Origin of the sequence: Halorubrum sp. Atlit-8R (assembly GCF_003666025.1) — an archaeon.
Classification (GTDB): domain Archaea; phylum Halobacteriota; class Halobacteria; order Halobacteriales; family Haloferacaceae; genus Halorubrum; species Halorubrum salinarum.
This window is the reverse complement of the sequence record NZ_QPLV01000001.1, coordinates 113843-131565: the sequence shown is the minus strand read 5'-3', so window position 1 is coordinate 131565 and position 17723 is coordinate 113843. Positions and strand designations below refer to the sequence as shown.

Annotated in this window: 16 protein-coding genes; 8 read left to right on the top strand and 8 right to left on the bottom strand. The window is 71.0% G+C overall.

The genetic code is table 11. The features are described 5' to 3' along the window. The first annotated feature begins 44 nt into the window (after positions 1-44). The 3 genes from DVK05_RS00570 to DVK05_RS00560 all read left to right on the top strand — a co-directional run bounded on the left by DVK05_RS00570 (position 45) and on the right by DVK05_RS00560 (position 5010). Complete coding sequence (locus DVK05_RS00570; protein WP_121562425.1) at positions 45-971, top strand: hypothetical protein; 927 nt, start codon at positions 45-47, stop codon at positions 969-971. Positions 972-1075: 104 nt separating this feature from the next. Next, positions 1076-3172, top strand: a complete 2097-nt coding sequence (gene fdhF, locus DVK05_RS00565) for a formate dehydrogenase subunit alpha (protein ID WP_121561517.1) — start codon at positions 1076-1078, stop codon at positions 3170-3172. Between the two features lie 116 nt (positions 3173-3288). Continuing rightward, positions 3289-5010 (top strand): globin-coupled sensor protein, encoded by a 1722-nt coding sequence (locus DVK05_RS00560; RefSeq protein ID WP_233559330.1) that lies wholly within the window; start codon positions 3289-3291, stop codon positions 5008-5010. Between the two features lie 75 nt (positions 5011-5085). Here DVK05_RS00560 and DVK05_RS17190 read toward each other — a convergent pair whose 3' ends face one another. Together DVK05_RS17190 and DVK05_RS00555 are read right to left on the bottom strand one after the other, a co-directional pair. Further along, positions 5086-5256: a hypothetical protein gene (locus DVK05_RS17190; protein WP_199712268.1), complete on the bottom strand. Its 171-nt coding sequence runs from the start codon at positions 5254-5256 to the stop codon at positions 5086-5088. 82 nt (positions 5257-5338) lie between these two features. Then, positions 5339-5644, bottom strand: a complete 306-nt coding sequence (locus DVK05_RS00555; RefSeq protein WP_121561516.1) for a MazG-like family protein — start codon at positions 5642-5644, stop codon at positions 5339-5341. A gap of 113 nt (positions 5645-5757) precedes the next feature. Between DVK05_RS00555 and npdG the strand changes: the two genes are divergently transcribed. Both npdG and DVK05_RS00545 read left to right on the top strand, forming a co-directional pair. Then, positions 5758-6426, top strand: coding sequence for an NADPH-dependent F420 reductase (gene npdG, locus DVK05_RS00550; RefSeq protein WP_121561515.1), 669 nt, complete (start codon positions 5758-5760; stop codon positions 6424-6426). An 88-nt stretch (positions 6427-6514) separates the two neighbouring features. After that, positions 6515-7357 carry a polyprenyl synthetase family protein gene (locus tag DVK05_RS00545; RefSeq protein ID WP_121561514.1) on the top strand — a complete coding sequence of 281 codons (843 nt, stop codon included), beginning with the start codon at positions 6515-6517 and terminating at the stop codon, positions 7355-7357. 36 nt (positions 7358-7393) lie between these two features. Here the strand turns inward: DVK05_RS00545 and DVK05_RS00540 are convergent, their stop codons facing one another. The 6 genes from DVK05_RS00540 to DVK05_RS00515 form a co-directional block, all read right to left on the bottom strand. Further along, complete coding sequence (locus DVK05_RS00540; protein WP_121561513.1) at positions 7394-8551, bottom strand: multicopper oxidase domain-containing protein; 1158 nt, start codon at positions 8549-8551, stop codon at positions 7394-7396. A 122-nt stretch (positions 8552-8673) separates the two neighbouring features. Beyond that, the gene (locus DVK05_RS00535) at positions 8674-9750 is read right to left on the bottom strand and encodes an ABC transporter ATP-binding protein (protein ID WP_121561512.1); all 1077 of its coding nucleotides are present in this window, start codon (positions 9748-9750) and stop codon (positions 8674-8676) included. Beyond that, positions 9747-11081: an ABC transporter ATP-binding protein gene (locus DVK05_RS00530; RefSeq protein WP_233559332.1), complete on the bottom strand. Its 1335-nt coding sequence runs from the start codon at positions 11079-11081 to the stop codon at positions 9747-9749. The genes DVK05_RS00535 and DVK05_RS00530 overlap by 4 nt, the downstream gene beginning before the upstream one ends. Then, a complete protein-coding gene (locus DVK05_RS00525; protein WP_121561511.1) occupies positions 11078-12097 on the bottom strand; it encodes an ABC transporter permease in 1020 nt (339 codons plus the stop codon). Before DVK05_RS00525 ends, DVK05_RS00530 begins: the two co-directional genes overlap by 4 nt. 1 nt (position 12098) lies before the next feature. Then, the gene (locus DVK05_RS00520) at positions 12099-13091 is read right to left on the bottom strand and encodes an ABC transporter permease (RefSeq protein WP_121561510.1); all 993 of its coding nucleotides are present in this window, start codon (positions 13089-13091) and stop codon (positions 12099-12101) included. A 30-nt stretch (positions 13092-13121) separates the two neighbouring features. Next, positions 13122-14762 (bottom strand): ABC transporter substrate-binding protein, encoded by a 1641-nt coding sequence (locus DVK05_RS00515; RefSeq protein WP_121561509.1) that lies wholly within the window; start codon positions 14760-14762, stop codon positions 13122-13124. Positions 14763-14947: 185 nt separating this feature from the next. On the opposite strand from DVK05_RS00515, the gene DVK05_RS00510 reads away from it, so the two are divergent. From DVK05_RS00510 to DVK05_RS00500, 3 genes are all read left to right on the top strand, one after another. After that, positions 14948-15403, top strand: a complete 456-nt coding sequence (locus tag DVK05_RS00510; RefSeq protein ID WP_121561508.1) for a hypothetical protein — start codon at positions 14948-14950, stop codon at positions 15401-15403. 73 nt (positions 15404-15476) lie between these two features. After that, positions 15477-16190, top strand: coding sequence for a phosphoribosyltransferase family protein (locus DVK05_RS00505; RefSeq protein ID WP_053771892.1), 714 nt, complete (start codon positions 15477-15479; stop codon positions 16188-16190). Positions 16191-16316: 126 nt separating this feature from the next. Continuing rightward, positions 16317-17696: an NCS2 family permease gene (locus DVK05_RS00500; RefSeq protein WP_121561507.1), complete on the top strand. Its 1380-nt coding sequence runs from the start codon at positions 16317-16319 to the stop codon at positions 17694-17696. Positions 17697-17723: the final 27 nt, after the last annotated feature.

Here is a 17723-nt window from a genome sequence, read left to right as displayed (position 1 = left end):
TCCACGCGGTCGGAGCGGTCGCCCTGACCGGCGCCGGCGCCGGGATGAGCGCCGCGGCGGCCGCGGGCCTTGCGGGCGGAACCGTCGGCGGACCGGAGCTACCGATCGGGGCGGCCGTCTTCGCGGTCGCCGCGGTGTGCCTCGGGTACACCGCCGCGAGGGAGACGCGGGACGCGCTGCGGACGGACGGCTTCGGCGTCACGCGGGTCGACCTCGGCAACGCGACCGCCGTGGCCGTCGCGGCGCCGGTCACGTACGCCCTCTCCGTGCGGGTCGGCGTCGGCGCGGTCGTGGCGTCCGCGCTCGTCGGGCTCTGCGCGCACCTCCTGACCGAGACGTACGGCGCCCCCGCGTACTGCGGCTCGTTCGTCGGGATGGCCACGCCCGCGGCCGGCGCGGACCTCGCGTCGGTGGCCGCGGCCGGGGTCGCCGCCGCCGTCGCCTTCGTCGCCGCCAAGCGCGCGTTCAACGGGTTCGGCGGGAAGCTCGGGACGACGGCGTTCGTCGGCTGCCTGTCGGTGGCGGCGCTCGGCGGGCTGACGCCGGGCACCGGGACCGTCCCGGACCCGGCCGTCGCGGCGGGACTGGTCGCGGCGGCCGCGGTCGCCGCGCCCGTCACGTTCCTCGTGAGCGTCCGGCTCGGCCACGGCCCGGTCGTCGCGAGCGCGGTCGTCGGGCTCGTCGCCGGCGTCGTCTGCCCGCCGCTTTTCGCCGCGGGCGACGCGGTCGCGGCGGTCGCCTTCTGCGCGTCGTTCGCCGGGATGGCCGCGCCGGAGCGGATCCCCGGGCCCGGCGCGATGCTGCTGGCCGGCGGGACCGCGGGCGTCGGGTTCGTCGGCGCGGCGCCGTACGTCGTCGGCTTCGGCGGGAAGCTCGGCACCATCGCGTTCGCCGCCTGCCTCGTGACCGCCGGCGCCCTGTCGCTCGGTAGCCAGGTCGCGCCGGTCGGCGGCGACGCCGTGACGGGGTGACGCGCCGCGGTCGGCGGTCGCGCCGCCGGTCGCGGGATTGCCACTTAAAACACCACGCAGTTCCGGCCGCATCGGGAGGGTCGTGGAGGCCCTACGTCGACCCGATGACCGATCCGACCGAGACGGCCGAGCGGCGCTTCGAGTCGAACCCCACCGTCTGTCCGTTCTGCGGGGTCGGCTGCAGCGTCGAGTACGCCGGGCGGGGCAGCGCGACCGGCGTCGAGGGACCGGTGAACGACCGCGGCGAGATCTGTCCGAAGGGGGCGGCCGCGTTCGACGTGGTCGACAACGACGACCGCCTGACGGAGCCGCTGGTGCGTCACGGCGGAACCTTCGTCACGGCGCCGTGGGAGGAGGCGCTCGACCGCGCGGTCGAGGGGATCGGCCGCGTCGTCGACGAGCACGGACCGGACGCGGTCCAGTTCTTCGCGTCGTCGAACTGCACGAACGAGGAGAACTACGTCCTCCAGAAGCTCGCGCGGGTGCTCGGGACGAACAACGTCGACAACTGCGCGCGGCTCTGCCACGCCTCGACGGTCGCCGCGATGAGCGAGCGGTTCGGCGCGGGCGCGATGACGAACACCTTAGACGACCTCGGGGAGGCGGACTGCATCTTCGTCAACGGGGCGAACCCGGCCGAGCAGCACCCCGTCGCGTTCCGGTCGTACGTCCTCCCGGCGGTCCGCGACGGCGCGACGCTGGTCCACGTCGACCCGCGCGCGAACGACACGACCGAGGCCGCGGACGTCCACCTCCCGCTGCGGCCCGGCACCGACATCGAGGTGGCGAACGCGGTCGCCGCGGTGCTCGTCGAGGAGGACCTCGTCGACGAGGCGTTCCTCGCGGAGCGCACGACGGGCTTCGACCGCCTGCGCGAGCACCTCGCCGGCGTCGACGTGGCGGCCAACGCCGCGGCGGCCGGCGTCGATCCCGAGGCGATCCGCGAGGCCGCCCGGGCGTACGGCGAGGCCGACCGCGCAGCGATCGTGACGGGGATGGGGACGAGCCAGCACCGCTGCGGCACCGACAACGTCCACACCCTGCTCAACCTCGCGCTGTTGACCGGCAACGTCGGGCGGCCCGGGACCGGCGTGAACCCGCTCCGCGGGCAGAACAACGTCCAGGGCGCCAGCGACGTGGGAGGACTCCCGAGCGTCCTCCCCGGCTACGAGCCCGTGACGGACCCGGAGGCCCGCGAGCGCGTCGCGGCGGAGTGGGGCGTCGAACCGCCGGCGCAGCCCGGGCTGACCGAGGTCGAGGCGACGCACCGCTTCGGCGACGAGGTGCGCGCGGCGGTCGTCTTCGGCGAGAACCCCGCGGTCACCGAGCCGAACGCGACCGCGGTCGCGTCGGCGTTCGACGACCTCGACTTCTGCGTCGTCATCGACCTCTTCGAGACGCGGACGGCGGCGCACGCGGACGTGGTCCTCCCCGGCAGCGCGTGGGCCGAGAAGTCCGGCACGGTGACGAACACCGACCGGCGCGTGCTGCGGATGCGCCCCAACGCCGACCTCCCGGGGAACGCCCGGCGCGACTTCGAGATCCTGACCGCGCTCGGCCGGCGGCTGACCGACCGTCCCGAGGCGTTCGACTACGACGGCCCCGAGGCGGCCTTCGACGAGCTGACACGCGTCGCGCCGATCTACGAGGGGATGAGCTACGCGGGGATCGGCGACGGCTACCAGCGGTGGCCGTTCGACGCCGACGAGGGGCGCGGCACGGAGGTGTTACACGCGGAGGCGTTCGCGACGGGCGAGCGCACCGCCCCCCTCGCGGTCGTCGACCCGGTCCCGCCCGCCGACGACCTCGACGCGGGCGAACTGGTGCTCACGACCGGCCGCGTGCTCCAGCACTTCAACAGCGGCGCGCTCAGCCGGCGCTCGGACCGGCTCACGGCGATGCGCGGCGAGGACGCCCTCCAGGTCCACCCCAGCGACGCTGCCGAGCGCGGCATCGAGGACGGCGACCGGGTGACCGTCTCGAACGGGCGCGGGACCGTCGAGGTCGCGGCCGAGGTCACGCCGGCGGTGCGCGAGGGGGTCGCGTTCTGTACGTTCCACTACGCGGAGCCGCTCGCGAACGCGCTCACGGGCGACGCGCTCGACCCGGAGGCGAAGATTCCCGAGTTCAAGCACTCGGCCGTCGCGGTCGAGCCCGCCGCCGAGGCGGGCGACGGAGGCGAGGCGGTCGGAGACGACTGAGCGACCGCCGACGCGGCGTTCCCGGCCGTCCGTCCCTGTTACTCGCCGCTGAGCCCGGTATCGCCGGTGAGAAGCACGGGTTACCGTTTATATAACACAGGCGGAGAAGCCTCAGTATGGCTACATCCGGAGAGTACGGCCGGGACGACTTCGGCCAGGGCGGGCTGAACGAGGGGCTCGACGCGTCGGAACTCGTCGACGAGATCGGCCTCGACGCCGACGAGATCGCGTGGCGGAAGGAGTTCATCGGCTTCGACGCGGAGGACGAGCGGCGCCTGAGCCGGTACGAGGGCGCGTTCGCGGAGAACGCCGACCAGATAGCGGACGACTTCTACGAGAACCTCACCGGTCACCAGCAGACGGTCGACGTGATCGGTCGGTCCGAGAAGGGGATCGAACAGCTCAAGCGGACGCAGTCGGCGTACCTCGTGACGCTCGCCGGGGGCGAGTACGGCGAGGAGTACTTCGAGGACCGGGCGCGGATCGGGAAGATCCACGACGTGCTGGAGATGCCGATGAAACACTACCTCGGCCAGTACGGCGTGTACTACGACCTCATCCTGCCGATCGTCGGCGACCGGCTCGCGGACTCGCTCACCGACCGGCTGGGCCCGGACGCCGCCGGCGAGACGCTCGACGACGCGACCGCGGCGGCGGTAGAGGAGGAGGTCGACGACGCGGTCGAGGACCTGCTCTCTATCCTCCGGATCGTCAACCTCGACATGCAGGTCGTCACGGACACGTACATCCACTCGTACAGCGAGAAGCTCTCGGCGGCGGTCGAGCGGAACGAGCGGCTGATGGCGGACGTGGAAGCGGAGGTCGAAGAGCCGATCGCCGACCTGCGCGAGTCGGCGAGCGACGTCGCCGACAGCGCCGCCGAGGTCGGCGACGCGGCCGAGGACCAGTCGGAGCGGGTCGCCGAGGTCTCCTCGGAGGTGGCGAACCTCTCGGCGACGGTCGAGGAGGTGGCGTCGACCGCCGACGAGGTCGAGCGGACCAGCGGCCGGGCGGAGACGCTCGCCGAGGACGGGGCGGACGCGGCCGACGACGCCGCGGCGGCCATGGACGACATCGGCGCCGCGGTCGACGAGGTGTCGGAGGACGTCGAGACGCTGCAAGAGCGGGTCGAGGAGATCGACGAGTTCGTCGACGCGATCAACGGCATCGCCGACCAGACGAACCTCCTCGCGCTCAACGCCTCGATCGAGGCGGCGCGCGCCGGGGACGCCGGCGCCGGCTTCGGCGTCGTCGCGGACGAGATCAAGTCGCTCGCGGGGGAGTCGCAGGGCCACGCGAGCGACATCGAGGCGATGGTCGAGGGCATCCGCACCGACACCGACGAGACCGTCGAGAGCCTCTCGGAGACGACCGTCCGGGTCGACGAGGGGAGCGAGCGCGTCGACGACGCGACCGAGAGCCTCACCGCCATCGCCGAGGCGGTGACGGAGACGGCGAACGGGATCGACGAGGTCTCGGACGTGACCGACGAGCAGGCCGCCGCGGCCGAGGAGATCGCCGCGACGGTCGACGGGGTGGTCGAGCAGTCGAACCGGATCAGCGAGCGGATGAGGGGGTTGGCCGAGGAGAGCGAGCGGCAGTCGGCGGCGGTCGAGACCGTCGAGCGGGCCGTCCGCCGGTTGACCGCGGACGACGGCGGGCCTCTCGCGGCGTCTCACGCGGACGGCGGCCCTTCCGCGGCGTCTCGCACGGACGGCGGGCGGTCGGTGCCGGCCGGGCTTCCGGAGGGGATGCCGCAGTTCGTGATCGACCGCCTCTCCGACGAGGAGCTGCGGGCGATCGCGGCCGGAGAGCTGGAGATGGACGACCTGCGGTGAGTCGGCCGCGGTGAGTCGTCGGTGGTGAGTCGTCGGGGGTGACCCATCGGCAACCCCCCCGCCCGCGGACCGAGGTCAGGGCGAGAAGTACGCGTCCGGCCCCCGAACTCCCGAGAGCTCGCGGAGCGGACGGGCGCCGCACCGGCCGCAGGCGGCGGGCTCGTCGGGGTCGTCGGGGCGCGCGAACACCGTGCCGCAGGCGTCGCAGGCGACGTAGCGCAGCGCGAGCGACGGGGCGTCGGCCATGAGCCTCGTAGGCGGGCGACGCACTTGAACCGGCGCCCTCGTGCGCTCCTCCCTTTCGGATTCGGCGTCGGCCTTCGGACCGCTATTTCCCGGACCCGGCGTCGCCGGACGACTCGATCCGCGACTCGTACTTCGCCAGCGACTCGTCGAGCGCGGCGTCGGCGTCGATGTCGGCCGCGTCGGCGAGCGCGAGCAGCGCGAACAGCGCGTCGCCGACCTCGTCGGTCGCGATCGCGGCGGCGTCCGGGTCCTCCCCGTAGTCGGTCGAGGTCGCCACCTCCTTCGCGACCTCGCCGACCTCGCTCTCCAAGTCGAGGACGCGGTACGCGAGGTCGGTCTCTAACCCGTGCTCGGCGACGAACGCGGCGACGCGGTCCTGCTCGTCCATGGGCGTCGCCTCCGCGCGATCGGGCAAAAGTCCCCCGCTGTCCGGTCGCCTTCGGTCGTGGCGAGGACGGCCGGTCGCGCAACCCCTAAGACGCGAGCGACCCCACGGATCGTATGAAAATCGCCATCTTGGGCGGCACCGGTGATATCGGCGAGGGGCTCGCGCTCCGGCTGGCGGCTGACACGCCCCACCGGGTCGCGGTCGGCTCCCGAGAGGCCGAGAAGGCCGAGACCAAGGCCGAGGAGTACACGACCGAACTGGAGAGCCGCGGCCTCGACGCCGCGGTGACCGGCGGCGACAACGCCGCGGTCGCCGCCGACGCCCGGATCGTCGTCCTCGCGGTCCCGCCGTACCACGTCGGCGACACCGTCGAGGCGGTCGCGGGGTCGTTAGACGACGGCGACGTGCTGGTCTCGCCCGCCACGGGGATGAAACGCGACGAGGAGGGGTTCCACTACCACAGGCCGGGCGCCGGCTCGGTGACGCGGATCGTCACGGACGCGGCGCCCGACGGCGTCGCCGTCGTCGGCGCGTTCCACAACCTCGCGGCCGCGCGGCTGGCGAATCTCGACGCCGAGCTGGGGGTCGACACGCTCGTGATCGGCGACGACGGGGACGCCAAGCGGACGGTCGCGGACGTCGCCGAGGGGATCGAGGGGCTGCGCGCGCTCGACGCCGGCGGGATCGCCAACGCACCCGAAATAGAGGGGCTCACGCCGCTTCTCATCAACGTCGCCGCGAACAACGACGGGCTCGACGACCTCGGCGTGCGGTTCCGGTAGCGCGGCGGGCGCGCCGCCGCCGTCGTCCGAATCGCGCCCGGACGGCGTTCCGTTAGGCCTTTGCGCGCCGGGGCCCTCCGGGCGGTAGATGGAGTACCTGGAGCGTCGGGTCGGGCTCGTCGAAGACCGGATCGAGTCGGTCATCGACGGCGTCGAGCCCGAGGAGCTGTCCGACGAGGTCGGGCACGTCGTCCTCGCGGGCGGCAAGCGCGTCCGGCCCGCGGTGACCGTCCTCGCCTGCGAGGCGTTCGACGGCGACCCCGAGGAGGCGGTCGACTTCGCGGCCGGCATCGAGTTCGTCCACAACGCCTCGCTCGTGATCGACGACATCATCGACCGCTCGGAGGTCCGCCGCGGCACCGACGCCGCCTGGGCCGAGTTCGGCTACGGCCCCGCGATCATCGCCAGCGACGGCCTGCTCGGCGAGGCGTTCGCGCTGTTCTCGACGGACCCGCGCGCGATGCGCACCGTCGCCGAGGCGATGGTCGAACTCGGTGAGGGCGAGGCGACGGAGCTGGCGGCGCGCCCGACGAACGAAGAGGAGTACATGGAGCTCGCGCGCCGGAAGACGGGTGCGCTGTTCCGGGCCGCCGCCGAGCTGGGCGCGGTCGCCGGCGGCGCCGAGCCGCACGCGATCGACTCGTTCGGCGAGTACGCCGAGCGCGTCGGCGTCGCCTTCCAGATGCGCGACGACGTGTTAGACGCCACCGCCGACGCCGACGACCTCGGCAAGCCGACCGGGCAGGACGCCGAGATGGACCGCCCGTCGGTGCTCCAGGTCACGTCGCTGTCGCCCGAGGAGATCAACGAACGCGCCCGGGCGGAGTCGGAGCGCGCGCTGGCCGCGCTCGACGACGCCGACCCGCCCGAGACCGAGGCGATCGAGTACCTCCGCGACCTCGCGGAGTTCGTCGTCGTCCGCGAGCGGTAAGCGGAAGCGGGGTTTCGGGGCCGCGCCGCTCGGCGTTTACAGCTCGTAGCCCGCCTTCTCCATGAGGTCCGCGAACACGTCGGTCCCCATCGCCTGCTCGTAGACGATGGCGGTGAGCATCCCGCCGGGGTAGACCCCGCCGTTCCGGACGTGGTCGACCTTGTGGCAGTGCATCGGGTAGATGCCGGGGTCCGCGTCGGCCTCGAACTCGACGGTGTACCGCTCCGCGGGCGCGACGTTCACCACGTCCTCCGGGATCTGCATCACCTCGGGGTACTCGGCGCCGTCCTTCTCGACGGTGCGGAACCGGTGGTTGTGCGTGTGCATCGGGTGCGACATGAACCCGGCGTTGACCATGTGGAGCCGCACCGTGTCGCCCTCGCTGACCACGATCGGCGAGCCGCGGTCGGGGTTGAACGTGTACGGCGCGACGCGGCCGTTGATCGTGAACGCGTCCGGCCGCCGGTTCTCGATGTCGTAGGTCACGTCTGCGCCGCCGTACGACCGGGAGAGCCGCGTGTCCCAGTCTTTCAGCGTCATGAACCGCTCGACGTCGGCTGCTTCGTACCCCTCGGGGTCGATACGGAGGATCCCGTACATTCCCATGTCCATGTGCATCGGGGTGTTGAAGTGGCAGTGGTAGAGGTGGGTGCCGGGCACGTCGGCGCCGATCTCGTAGGTGTGTTTCTCGCCGGGCATCACCGTGATCCCGGTCGTCGACGGGACGCCGTCGTCCTTCCACGACTTCGAGACGCCGTGGAAGTGGAGCGTGTGGGGCATCTCCCCGTCGGTGTTGTCGAGCGTGATCGACAGGTCGTCGCCCTCGGTCGCGCGGAGGACCGGCCCGGGGACGCTCGGCGTGCCGTCGTCGGCCTGGAACGCCCACGTCACCGGCATCTCGACCGGCCCGCCCAGCGAGCCGCCGGGGTGGGCCGCGTGTCGGGCGTGGACCGAGCGCAGCGTCACCTCGCGGCCGCGCTCGTCGAGGTCGACGACCTCCGGCGACCCCGTCTCGGGGAGCGCGGGCCCGTCGTCATCGTTCGTCTGCGTTGGCTCCGCGCCGTCGCCGGTCGCGGCGGTGGAGACCGTCTGGCTCATACAGCCCGCCAGCCCGGCGACGCCCGAGAGCCCCGCCGCCTGGAGGATCGTTCGCCGCGCGAAGCCGCCGTCGGAGTCGGAACCAGCGTCGGTCATGTCTGGACCGAGGGGAAGCGGCACCATAACCGGGTCGCGGCTTCCCGATCGGAGGTACGAGCGACGAACTGGTTCGGCCCGTAGTATATAAAGAAATCAGCCGCGGCGGGAGCGGGCGCGGATCAGTCGTCCGCCGGCTCCCCGGCGGGCGCGTCCGACTCGTCGCCGGCCGCCGCGTTCTCGCCGATCGGCTCGCTGTCCCAGTAGGCGTGGCCGTCGTCGGCCCGGAAGCAGGTCGCCGTCCGGCCGTCGCCCACGTCGTACCCCGGCGGCGCCGACTCGCGGCAGGCCGCGCGCGCCTCCGGGCACCGGGTGTGGAACCGACAGCCCGCCGGCGGGTTCCGCGGCGAGGGCACGTCGCCGCGGAGCGTCTCGAACTCCTCGTCGCGCGCCTCCGTGCTCGCGCGCGGGACGCTCGACAGCAGCGCCTTCGTGTACGGGTGCGCGGGGTCGTCGAATATCTCCTCCACCGGCCCGATCTCGACGATCTCGCCGAGGTACATCACCGCGACGCGGTCGCAGACGTGGCGCACCACGCCGAGGTTGTGCGCGATGAACAGGAACGTGAGCCCGAAGTCGTCCTGGAGGTCTTCGAGCAGGTTCAGGATCTGCGCCTGAACGCTCACGTCCAGCGCCGACACCGGCTCGTCGAGGACGACGAAGTCGGGGTCCAGGGCGAGCGCCCGGGCGATCCCGATGCGCTGGCGCTGCCCGCCCGAGAACTCGTGCGGGTACCGGTCCATCTGGTCGGCGGAGAGGCCGACCCGTTCGAGCAACTCGCGGGCCGTCTCGCGGCGCTGTTCCCGGTCGGCGACGTCGTGGATGCGGAGCCCCTCCGTGATGATGTCGCCGGTGGTCATCCGCGGGTCGAGGCTGGAGAACGGGTCCTGGAACACGATCTGGGCGCGCCGGCGGAACTCGTTCAGGTCGCGGTCGGTCATCGCCCGAACGTCGGTCCCGTCGAAGGTGATCTCGCCGGCGGTCGGCTCGCGCAGGCGCAGCACCGTCTCGCCGGTCGTCGACTTCCCGCAGCCGGACTCGCCGACGAGCCCCAGCGTCTCGCCCTCGCGCACGTCGAAGGAGACGCCGTCGACCGCCTTCACGCTCGACGACTCCTGCCCGAGCAGGCGGTCGACGATCGACGAGTCGTCCGCGTAGTACTTCTTCAGCCCGTCGACGGAGAGGAGCGGGTCGCTCATTCGCCCTCACCTCCGCGGCCGCCGAAGTGGTCGTCCGGGAGCGCGTCCGCCGGGTCGTACTCGCGCTCGGCGAGGACGCACTTGGCGCCGTGGTCGGCGGCGGCGTCGACGGTCGCCTCCGCGGGCTTGTCGAGGCACGCCTCCATCGCCTTCGGGCACCGGTCCGCGAAGTAACACCGGTCGCCCATCTCGGCGTCGACCAGGCTCGGGACGTTGCCCGCGATCGGTTCGAGCCGCGGCCGCGGGTCGTCCACGTCGGGGATCGAGCCGAGCAGCCCCTGCGTGTACGGGTGGACGGTGTCCTCGAACACGGAGTCGAGCGTGCCGCGCTCGACGACCTCGCCGGCGTACATCACGCAGACGCGGTCGCACATCTCCGCGATCACGCCGAGGTCGTGGGTGATGAGCACGATGCTCATCCCGCGCTCGGCCTGGATCTCCTTCAGCAGGTTCAGGATCTGCGCCTGGATCGTCACGTCGAGCGCGGTCGTCGGCTCGTCGGCGATCAGCACGTCCGGCTCGCCGGCGAGCGCCTGCGCGATCATCGCGCGCTGGAGCATCCCGCCGGAGAACTGGCCGGGGTACTCGTCGACGCGGTCCTCGGGGTCGGGGATCCCGACCTGGCCGAGCAACTCGACCGCCCGCTCCATGCTCTCCTCACTCGTGTAGTCGCGGCCGGGGACGAGCCCGTCGAGGAGGTACTTGCCGAGCCCGTACCCCTGCGTCCGCGAGCGCGTCGAGCGGGGGTTCGCCCGCGCCCGGCGCTGCACCTCGACCGCCTCGGCGATCTGCTCGCCGACCGTGATCGAGGGGTTGAAGCTGCTCATCGGGTCCTGGAAGATGACGCTGAACGAGGGGCCGCGCAGCGACCGGCGCACGCTCGGCGGCACCGTCCGGAGGTCGACGTGGTCGCCGTCGACGTGGACCGCCTCCGTCCCGCGGAACTCCTCCGCGAGGTCGGGGTCGCGGTACCACACCTCGCCAGCTGTGATCCGGCCGGGCGTCTCGACGAGGTCGACGAGCGACAGCGCGGTCACGGACTTGCCGGAGCCGGACTCGCCGACGACGCCGAGGATCTCGTCTTCCCGGAGGTCGAACGACACCGACTCCACCGCGTTGATCTGCCCCTCCTCGGTGAAGAAGCGCGTCGAGAGGTCCCGGACCGACAACACGTCGTCGGCCGCGGGCAGCCCGGTCGGGGCCGCGCCGGCAGCGCCGACGGCGTCGGCCGTCGCGGCGTCGCTCGCGCCGCCGTCGGTCGCCGCGGCGTCGCTCGCGCCGCCGTCGGTCGCCGCGGCGGGCTCGTCGGGCGACCGCTCGGCGTCGCTCATGCGGCACCCCCTTCGCCCTCGATACCGGGGTCTAAGGCGTCACGCAGCCAGTCGCCGAGCAGGTTGATCCCGATCACCGACAGCATGATCGCGAGCCCGGGGATGGAGGCGATCCACCACTGCCCGGAGGAGACGTAGTCGCGCCCCTGCGCGATGTCGAAGCCCCACGACAGCGTCGTCCCCGAGAAGCCGAGGAACGACAGCGAGCTCTCCAGGAGGATGATCGCCGCCACCTGTACCGTCCCGAGGACGATGATCGGCGTGATCGCGTTCGGGAGGATGTGGCGGAGGATGATCGTGTTGTCGTCGGCCCCGAGGGCGCGGGACGCCTTCACGTACTCCTGCCCGCGCAAGGAGAGCGCCTCCCCGCGGGCGACGCGGGCGAACCACACCCAGTTGACGAGGCCGACGACGATCACCACCGTTATCGGCAACACGAAGCTCTCGGGCATCTCCGGCGCGAGCCCGGCGGCGACGAACGGGTCGGGGACGTTCACCGCCGCGCGCCCCCACAGCCCGATGAGCGCGACCGCCAGCACGAGCGAGGGGAACGCGAGGCTCACGTCCGCGATCCGCATCAGCGCGTCGTCGACGCGCCCGCGGTGGTAGCCGGCGAGCAGGCCGACCGGCACGCCGATCGACGCCGCCAGCAGGGTGCCGAGGACGCCGACGACGAGCGACGTGCGGGCGCCGTACACCACCCGCGAGAACATGTCGCGGCCGAGTCCGTCGGTCCCGAACACGTGGTCCGGGTCGGCCGTGATCTCGACCTCCTCGGTGACGGTCTGGATCTCGCCGTCGACCATCTGCGAGGAGGTCCGCTCGGCCGTCTGCGAGAAGCCGAGCGGCGGTAGCTCGCTCTCGTTGAGCTGTTGCTCGGTCGGGTTGTGGGGCGCGACGAACGGGGCGAACGCGGCGGTCAACACGATGACCACCACGAGCGCCAGCCCGAGCTTCGCGAGCCCGCTCTGTCTGAACTCCTTCTTGAGATTGCGTATGACACGTGAAGAGACCATGTTAGTCGGTCACCACCTCCGGGTCGAGGTAGGCGTACACCACGTCGACGAGGATGTTGACGAGGACGAAGCTCGTCCCGATGACGATCAGGCTGCCCTGGAGCGCGGGCCAGTCGCGCTGGTTGATGCTCTCGATGACCAGCGTGCCGAGCCCCGGCCACGAGAACACCGCCTCCGTGATCACGGCGCCGCCGATCAGCGTCCCGAGCTGGAGCCCGAGGACGGTGATCACGGGGATCAGCGTGTTCCGGAGCGCGTGCTTGTACCGGATCAGGGTCCGCGGGAGCCCCTTGGCCCGCGCGGCCTGGACGTACCCCTTGCTGAGCTCGTCGAGCATGCCCGACCGCGTCAGCCGGGTGATGAGCGCCATGAAGTAGGTCCCCAAGGCGATAGACGGCAGCGTGATGTACGCGAGCCAGGTCAACAGCGTCCCGACGAACGGCTCGGCGTTGACCACCGACAGCGCCACGTCGCCGACGTCGGCGCCGCGGCCGCTGGTGTTGAAGATGTTGAACTCCACGGCGAAGATCAGGATGAGCATGATCCCGAGCCAGAAGTTCGGCGTCGAGATGCCGCCGAGCGACAGCAGGGTCGCGCCGTAGTCGACCGGCTCGTTGCGGCGGGTCGCGCTGATCACGCCGAGCGGGATCGCGAGGACGATGGCGACGATGCTGGCGGCGACGGCGAGCTCGATCGTCGCGGGCAGGCGCTCGAAGACGAGCGTCGTGACCTCCTGGCCGCGGATGTACGACCGACCCATGTCGCCCTGAAGCAGTTCGAAGACGTACCGCCCGTACTGGATGTACAGCGGCTGGTCGAGGCCGAGCTCGGCCGCGATCGCCTGTCGCGTCTCCTGTGACGCGTCGAGCGGTGCCACCGCGTTGATCGGGCTGCCGGGGGTGACGAACCGGAGCGCGAACACGACGGTGACGACGCCCCAGACGACCCCGATCCCCTGGAGGCTTCTTTTGAGTACGAATCTTCCGAATGACATTAATAACGATATTGGGAGATGGCGGAGGCGTTACTGCCGGGTGGCGGTGTCCGGGTCGATGAACTCGTCGGCCCGCGGCTCCCACGAGATCTCGTTCGAGACGCCGTAGACGCTGAACTGCTGGTGCATGAACACCCACGGCGCGAGGTCGTGGGCGAGCTGGTTCGCCTCCTGGAGGATATCGACGCGCTCCTCGGTGTCCTGCGTCGTCTCGGCCTCGTTGAGCAGCGCGTCGAGGTCGTCGTTCTTCAGGATCGTCAGCGCCCCCTCGGAGGACATCAGCGGCGTCATGGTCTGACTGCCGTCGAACTCGCCGTTCCCCCAGCCGAGGAGGTTAAAGTGCGGCTTGTCCTCGATGTTGCCCGTCGTGATGTCCTGGACGAGCGAGGAGAACTCGCGCTGTTGGACCTCACAGGAGACGTTCGACAGCGAGTCGATCTGGTTCGCCGCGGCCTGCGCGATCTCCACGTCGCGGAGGTAGCGGCCGATCGGTGTCTGGAGCGTGATCTCGACGCCCGCGTGGCCGGACTCCTCGACGAGCCGCTCCGCCTCGTCGGTGTCGTACGGGTACGGGTCGATGTCGGGGTTGTAGCCGACGTGGCCCTCCAGCGTCGGCTGGCCGGTGATGTTCCCGAAGCCGTTGAGCACGTTCTCGATGATGCTCTCGACGTCGACGGCGTAGTTCATCGCCTGCCGGAACTGCTGGCTGGAGAACGGCTCCACGTCGTACCGCATCTGGAGGAAGATGATCCGCGCGCTGGGCACGGAGTTGATCGTCGCCACGTCCGAGCTGTTCACCCGGGAGACCTCGTTCGGCGGCACGTTGGTCACGATGTCCGTCTCCTCGGCGAGCAGCTGGTTGACCCGCGTGCTCGACTCGCTGGAGGCGGTCATGGTGAGCTCGTCGACCTCGGGCGCGCCGTCCCAGTACTCCTCGTTCGGCTCGTAGACGACCTGGTTGCCCGACTCGTAGTTCGTGAGGCGGAACGGCCCCGTCCCGTTGGCGTTCCGGTTGATGTAGTCGCTGCCGTTCTCCTCGATCCACGACTGCTGGACGATCGGGCCGTTCGTCGCGAACAGCTGGAAGGCGATCGGGTTGTAGCCGTCGAAGGAGACGGTCACCTGCCCGTCGCCGGTGGCGACCTCGGTGACCGGCCCGAGGTCGTTCGACTGCGGGCTGGCGATGCCGACGTCCTCGAACACGATCCGCCGGATGCTGTACCGGACGTCCTGCGGCGTGACCTCGTCGCCGTTGTGGAACGTGAGGCCGTCGCGCAGCATGAAGCGGACGTCGCCGTCCTCGGTGCGCTCCCACTCGTCCGCGAGGCCGGCGATGATGCCGCCCTGCTTGTCGCGGTCGAGGAGCCCCTCGTACAGCTGGCCGACGATGATCTCGGTGTTCGTCTCGGCGTGGTCCTGCGGGTCGAGCCCGGAGTCCATCTGTCCCATGGTGACGCCGAGTTCGAACGTGTCGTCGCCGCCGTCGCCGCCGTCGGAGCCGTCCGAGCCGTCGGAGCCGTCCCCGCCGTCCATGCCGTCGCCGCCGTCGGAGCCGTCCGAGCCGTCGCCCCCGTCGCCGCCGGCGCAGCCCGCGAGACCGACAGCACCGGCCGTTCCGGCGTACTTGAGCACCGTCCGCCTGTCGACATGATCGTCGTTGTCAGTAGGCATAGGCGATCCCATACGATAGAGAGTTATGAACCTACCGGCAGACACGGCCCCTTTCGGGACCGACTGCTCGCGATGGGCTGACAGTAGCGGGACCGAGTCGCCGGGGTGAGCGGCGCCGAACGCGCCGGATCGGGCGCGAGCGGAAACCGACGGGTATGTAGGGCCCCCGGCGGTAGGCGGGCGGTATGGACGGACCCGATCCCGGACCGCAGTGGGACGCGGTCGAGGCGGACGCGGAGTCGACGGCGGCGGCGTACGGCGAGCGCGGCTGGACCGCGATCGCGGGCCACCCCGGGCAGGTGAACCCCGTCGCGGACGCCGCCCGGATCGACGTGCTGTTGCCCGGCTCGGAGTTCGACGACGCGCTCGCCGCGGTCGAGGGCGCCGCGATCGACGGCGTCGACGTGTACGCGGGCGCCGTCGAGGGGGTCGCGTACCGGCTGGTGGTCGCCACCGACGAGTCCGCGCAGGTGGCGCTGTGCGTGCCCACGTACCTCGAGGGCGACGACCTCGACGCGCTGCGCGCGGCCGCGGAGGCTGCTGGCGCGCTCACCGTGCGGCTGCGCCCCCTCGACGACCGCGACCACGTCGAGATCGCGATCGACGAGCCGGCGGTCTTCTTCGACGCGCCCGAGGCGTGAGACCCACACACGTGGGTATTCGATAGGCGTTTGACTTCGACGTATTCATAGTTGTGCGATCGCGATCATCCGTATGAACCGCGCAGAGAAGGCGGCCCTCCAGCTACAGGCGGTCGCCGTGTTGCGGATGCTGAAGGAGACGCGAACGTACGAGGAGCTGTCGGACGTGACGGGGCTGCCCGCGGGCGACCTGAACCGCTACGTGAACGGGCACGTGCTGCCCGGCACCGACCGCGCGAGCGAGGTCGTCGAGTCCGTCGGCCGCGAGGCGCTCGCCGACGAGCTGGTCGCGCGCGTCGAGTTCGACGACGAGGGGTACGTCGACAACTCCGGGGTCGTCTTCGACCAGTCGTTCCTTGACCTCGTGGCGCCCGTCGCAGCTGAGACGTTCGAGTTCGAGTCGCCCGACGTGGTGCTGACGGCCGCGACCGACGGCATCACGCTCGGCGCGGCGATGGCCTCCTTTTTCGACGCGCGCCTGGCGTACGCGAAGAAGTCGAAGGAGACGGCGGTCGAGGAGTTCATCGAGTCGCGCCAGCGGCTCGCCTCCGGCATCGAGCTCACGTACTACCTCCCCGCGAGCGCCATCGACGCCGGCGACACCGTCCTCGTCGTCGACGACCTGATCCGCTCGGGCGAGACCCAGGAGCTCCTTCTGGACATCGCGCTCCAGGGCGACGCCGACGTCACCGGCGTGTTCGCGCTCATCGCCGTCGGCGACGAGGGGATGGACCGCGCGCGAGCGATCACCGACGCCCCGGTCGGGGCGCTCACGACGTTCGAGTAGCCACGTTCACGCATACTCTCCGAGAAAAAATCCGTTTTGGGAGGTTTTTGATCCACATACACGGATCATAGTTCGCGTCGTTCAGCAAGGCTTATCACTCGATCCACGGGAACCTCCACGCGTTCAATGGGGCTTTCAGACACGCTGGCTGCGCGGTTCGACGTGGAGTCGCACGGGTCGGACGTCCGCACCGAACTGGTCGCCGGGCTCACGACGTTCCTCGCGATGTCGTACATCATCGTCGTGAACCCGTTCATCTTGGCCGACGCGATCGACATCCGAGGCTACGAGTTCTTCGAGGTCGTCCAGATGATCGCCATCGCGACCGTCCTCTCGGCCGCAGTGGCGACGGCGGTGATGGCGCTGTACGCGAACCGGCCGTTCGGGCTCGCGCCCGGACTCGGGCTCAACGCCTTCTTCGCGTATACGGTCGTGGAGGGGCTCGAAGTCAACTGGGAGACGGCGCTGGCCGCCGTCTTCGTCGAGGGCGTACTGTTCATGATCCTGACCGCCGTTGGCGCGCGCGAGTATATCATTCGGCTGTTCCCCGAGCCGGTGAAGCGCTCGGTCGGAGCCGGTATCGGGCTGTTCCTGCTGTTCATCGGGTTCCAGGAGCTACAGATCGTCGTGCCGGACGAGGCAACGCTGGTCACGCTCGGGAACGTCTTCGCCAACCCGTGGGCGATTCTCGGCCTGCTCGGGCTCGTCCTCACGTTCGTGCTGTGGGCGCGGAACATCACCGGTGCCATCATCCTCGGCGTCATCACCACCGCGCTCGCGGGGTGGGCGCTCACCCTCGGCGGGTTCTTCGCCCGCGGCACGGTCACCCCGGAGACGCTGCCGTCGGCCCAGTACGACATCACGCCGCTGGCGGGGGCGTTCCTCAGCGGGCTCTCCGAAATCGACCCGCTCACGTTCGTCCTGGTCGTGTTCACGTTCTTCTTCGTCGACTTCTTCGACACCGCCGGGACGCTCATCGGCGTCTCGCAGTTCGGTGACTTCCTCGACGACGACGGCGACCTCCCCGACATGGACAAACCGCTGATGGCCGACGCCGTCGGGACCACGTTCGGCGCGGTGGTCGGCACCTCCACGGTGACGACGTTCATCGAGTCGTCCGCGGGCGTCGAGGAGGGCGGTCGCACCGGGCTGACCGCCCTCGTCGTCGCCGCGCTCTTCCTCGCGTCGCTCGCCGTGATCCCCGTCGTCGCCGCCATCCCGGCGTACGCCTCCTTCATCGCGCTGATCGTCGTCGGCGTGATGATGCTCCAGGGGCTCGTCGAGGTCGACTGGACCGAGCCCGCGTGGGCCGTCTCCGCGGGCCTCACGGTCACCGTGATGCCGTTCGCCTACTCCATCGCCGACGGGCTGGCGGCCGGCATCGTCGCGTACCCGCTGATCAAGCTCGCGATCGGCGAGGGCCGCGACGTCGCGCTCGGCCAGTACGTCATCGCGGCGCTGCTCGCGGCGTACTACGTCCTCTCGACCGCCGGCTACATCCTCTGAGCCGGACCGCTCGGCGCTCGCGCCGAC

Coding starts and splice junctions, on each gene's coding strand:
- DVK05_RS00570 (WP_121562425.1), top strand. CDS start 45: ATGAGCGCCGCGGCGGCCGCGGGCCTTGCGGGCGGAACCGTCGGCGGA.
- fdhF (WP_121561517.1), top strand. CDS start 1,076: ATGACCGATCCGACCGAGACGGCCGAGCGGCGCTTCGAGTCGAACCCC.
- DVK05_RS00560 (WP_233559330.1), top strand. CDS start 3,289: ATGGCTACATCCGGAGAGTACGGCCGGGACGACTTCGGCCAGGGCGGG.
- DVK05_RS17190 (WP_199712268.1), bottom strand. CDS start 5,256: ATGGCCGACGCCCCGTCGCTCGCGCTGCGCTACGTCGCCTGCGACGCC.
- DVK05_RS00555 (WP_121561516.1), bottom strand. CDS start 5,644: ATGGACGAGCAGGACCGCGTCGCCGCGTTCGTCGCCGAGCACGGGTTA.
- npdG (WP_121561515.1), top strand. CDS start 5,758: ATGAAAATCGCCATCTTGGGCGGCACCGGTGATATCGGCGAGGGGCTC.
- DVK05_RS00545 (WP_121561514.1), top strand. CDS start 6,515: ATGGAGTACCTGGAGCGTCGGGTCGGGCTCGTCGAAGACCGGATCGAG.
- DVK05_RS00540 (WP_121561513.1), bottom strand. CDS start 8,551: ATGACCGACGCTGGTTCCGACTCCGACGGCGGCTTCGCGCGGCGAACG.
- DVK05_RS00535 (WP_121561512.1), bottom strand. CDS start 9,750: ATGAGCGACCCGCTCCTCTCCGTCGACGGGCTGAAGAAGTACTACGCG.
- DVK05_RS00530 (WP_233559332.1), bottom strand. CDS start 11,081: ATGAGCGACGCCGAGCGGTCGCCCGACGAGCCCGCCGCGGCGACCGAC.
- DVK05_RS00525 (WP_121561511.1), bottom strand. CDS start 12,097: ATGGTCTCTTCACGTGTCATACGCAATCTCAAGAAGGAGTTCAGACAG.
- DVK05_RS00520 (WP_121561510.1), bottom strand. CDS start 13,091: ATGTCATTCGGAAGATTCGTACTCAAAAGAAGCCTCCAGGGGATCGGG.
- DVK05_RS00515 (WP_121561509.1), bottom strand. CDS start 14,762: ATGCCTACTGACAACGACGATCATGTCGACAGGCGGACGGTGCTCAAG.
- DVK05_RS00510 (WP_121561508.1), top strand. CDS start 14,948: ATGGACGGACCCGATCCCGGACCGCAGTGGGACGCGGTCGAGGCGGAC.
- DVK05_RS00505 (WP_053771892.1), top strand. CDS start 15,477: ATGAACCGCGCAGAGAAGGCGGCCCTCCAGCTACAGGCGGTCGCCGTG.
- DVK05_RS00500 (WP_121561507.1), top strand. CDS start 16,317: ATGGGGCTTTCAGACACGCTGGCTGCGCGGTTCGACGTGGAGTCGCAC.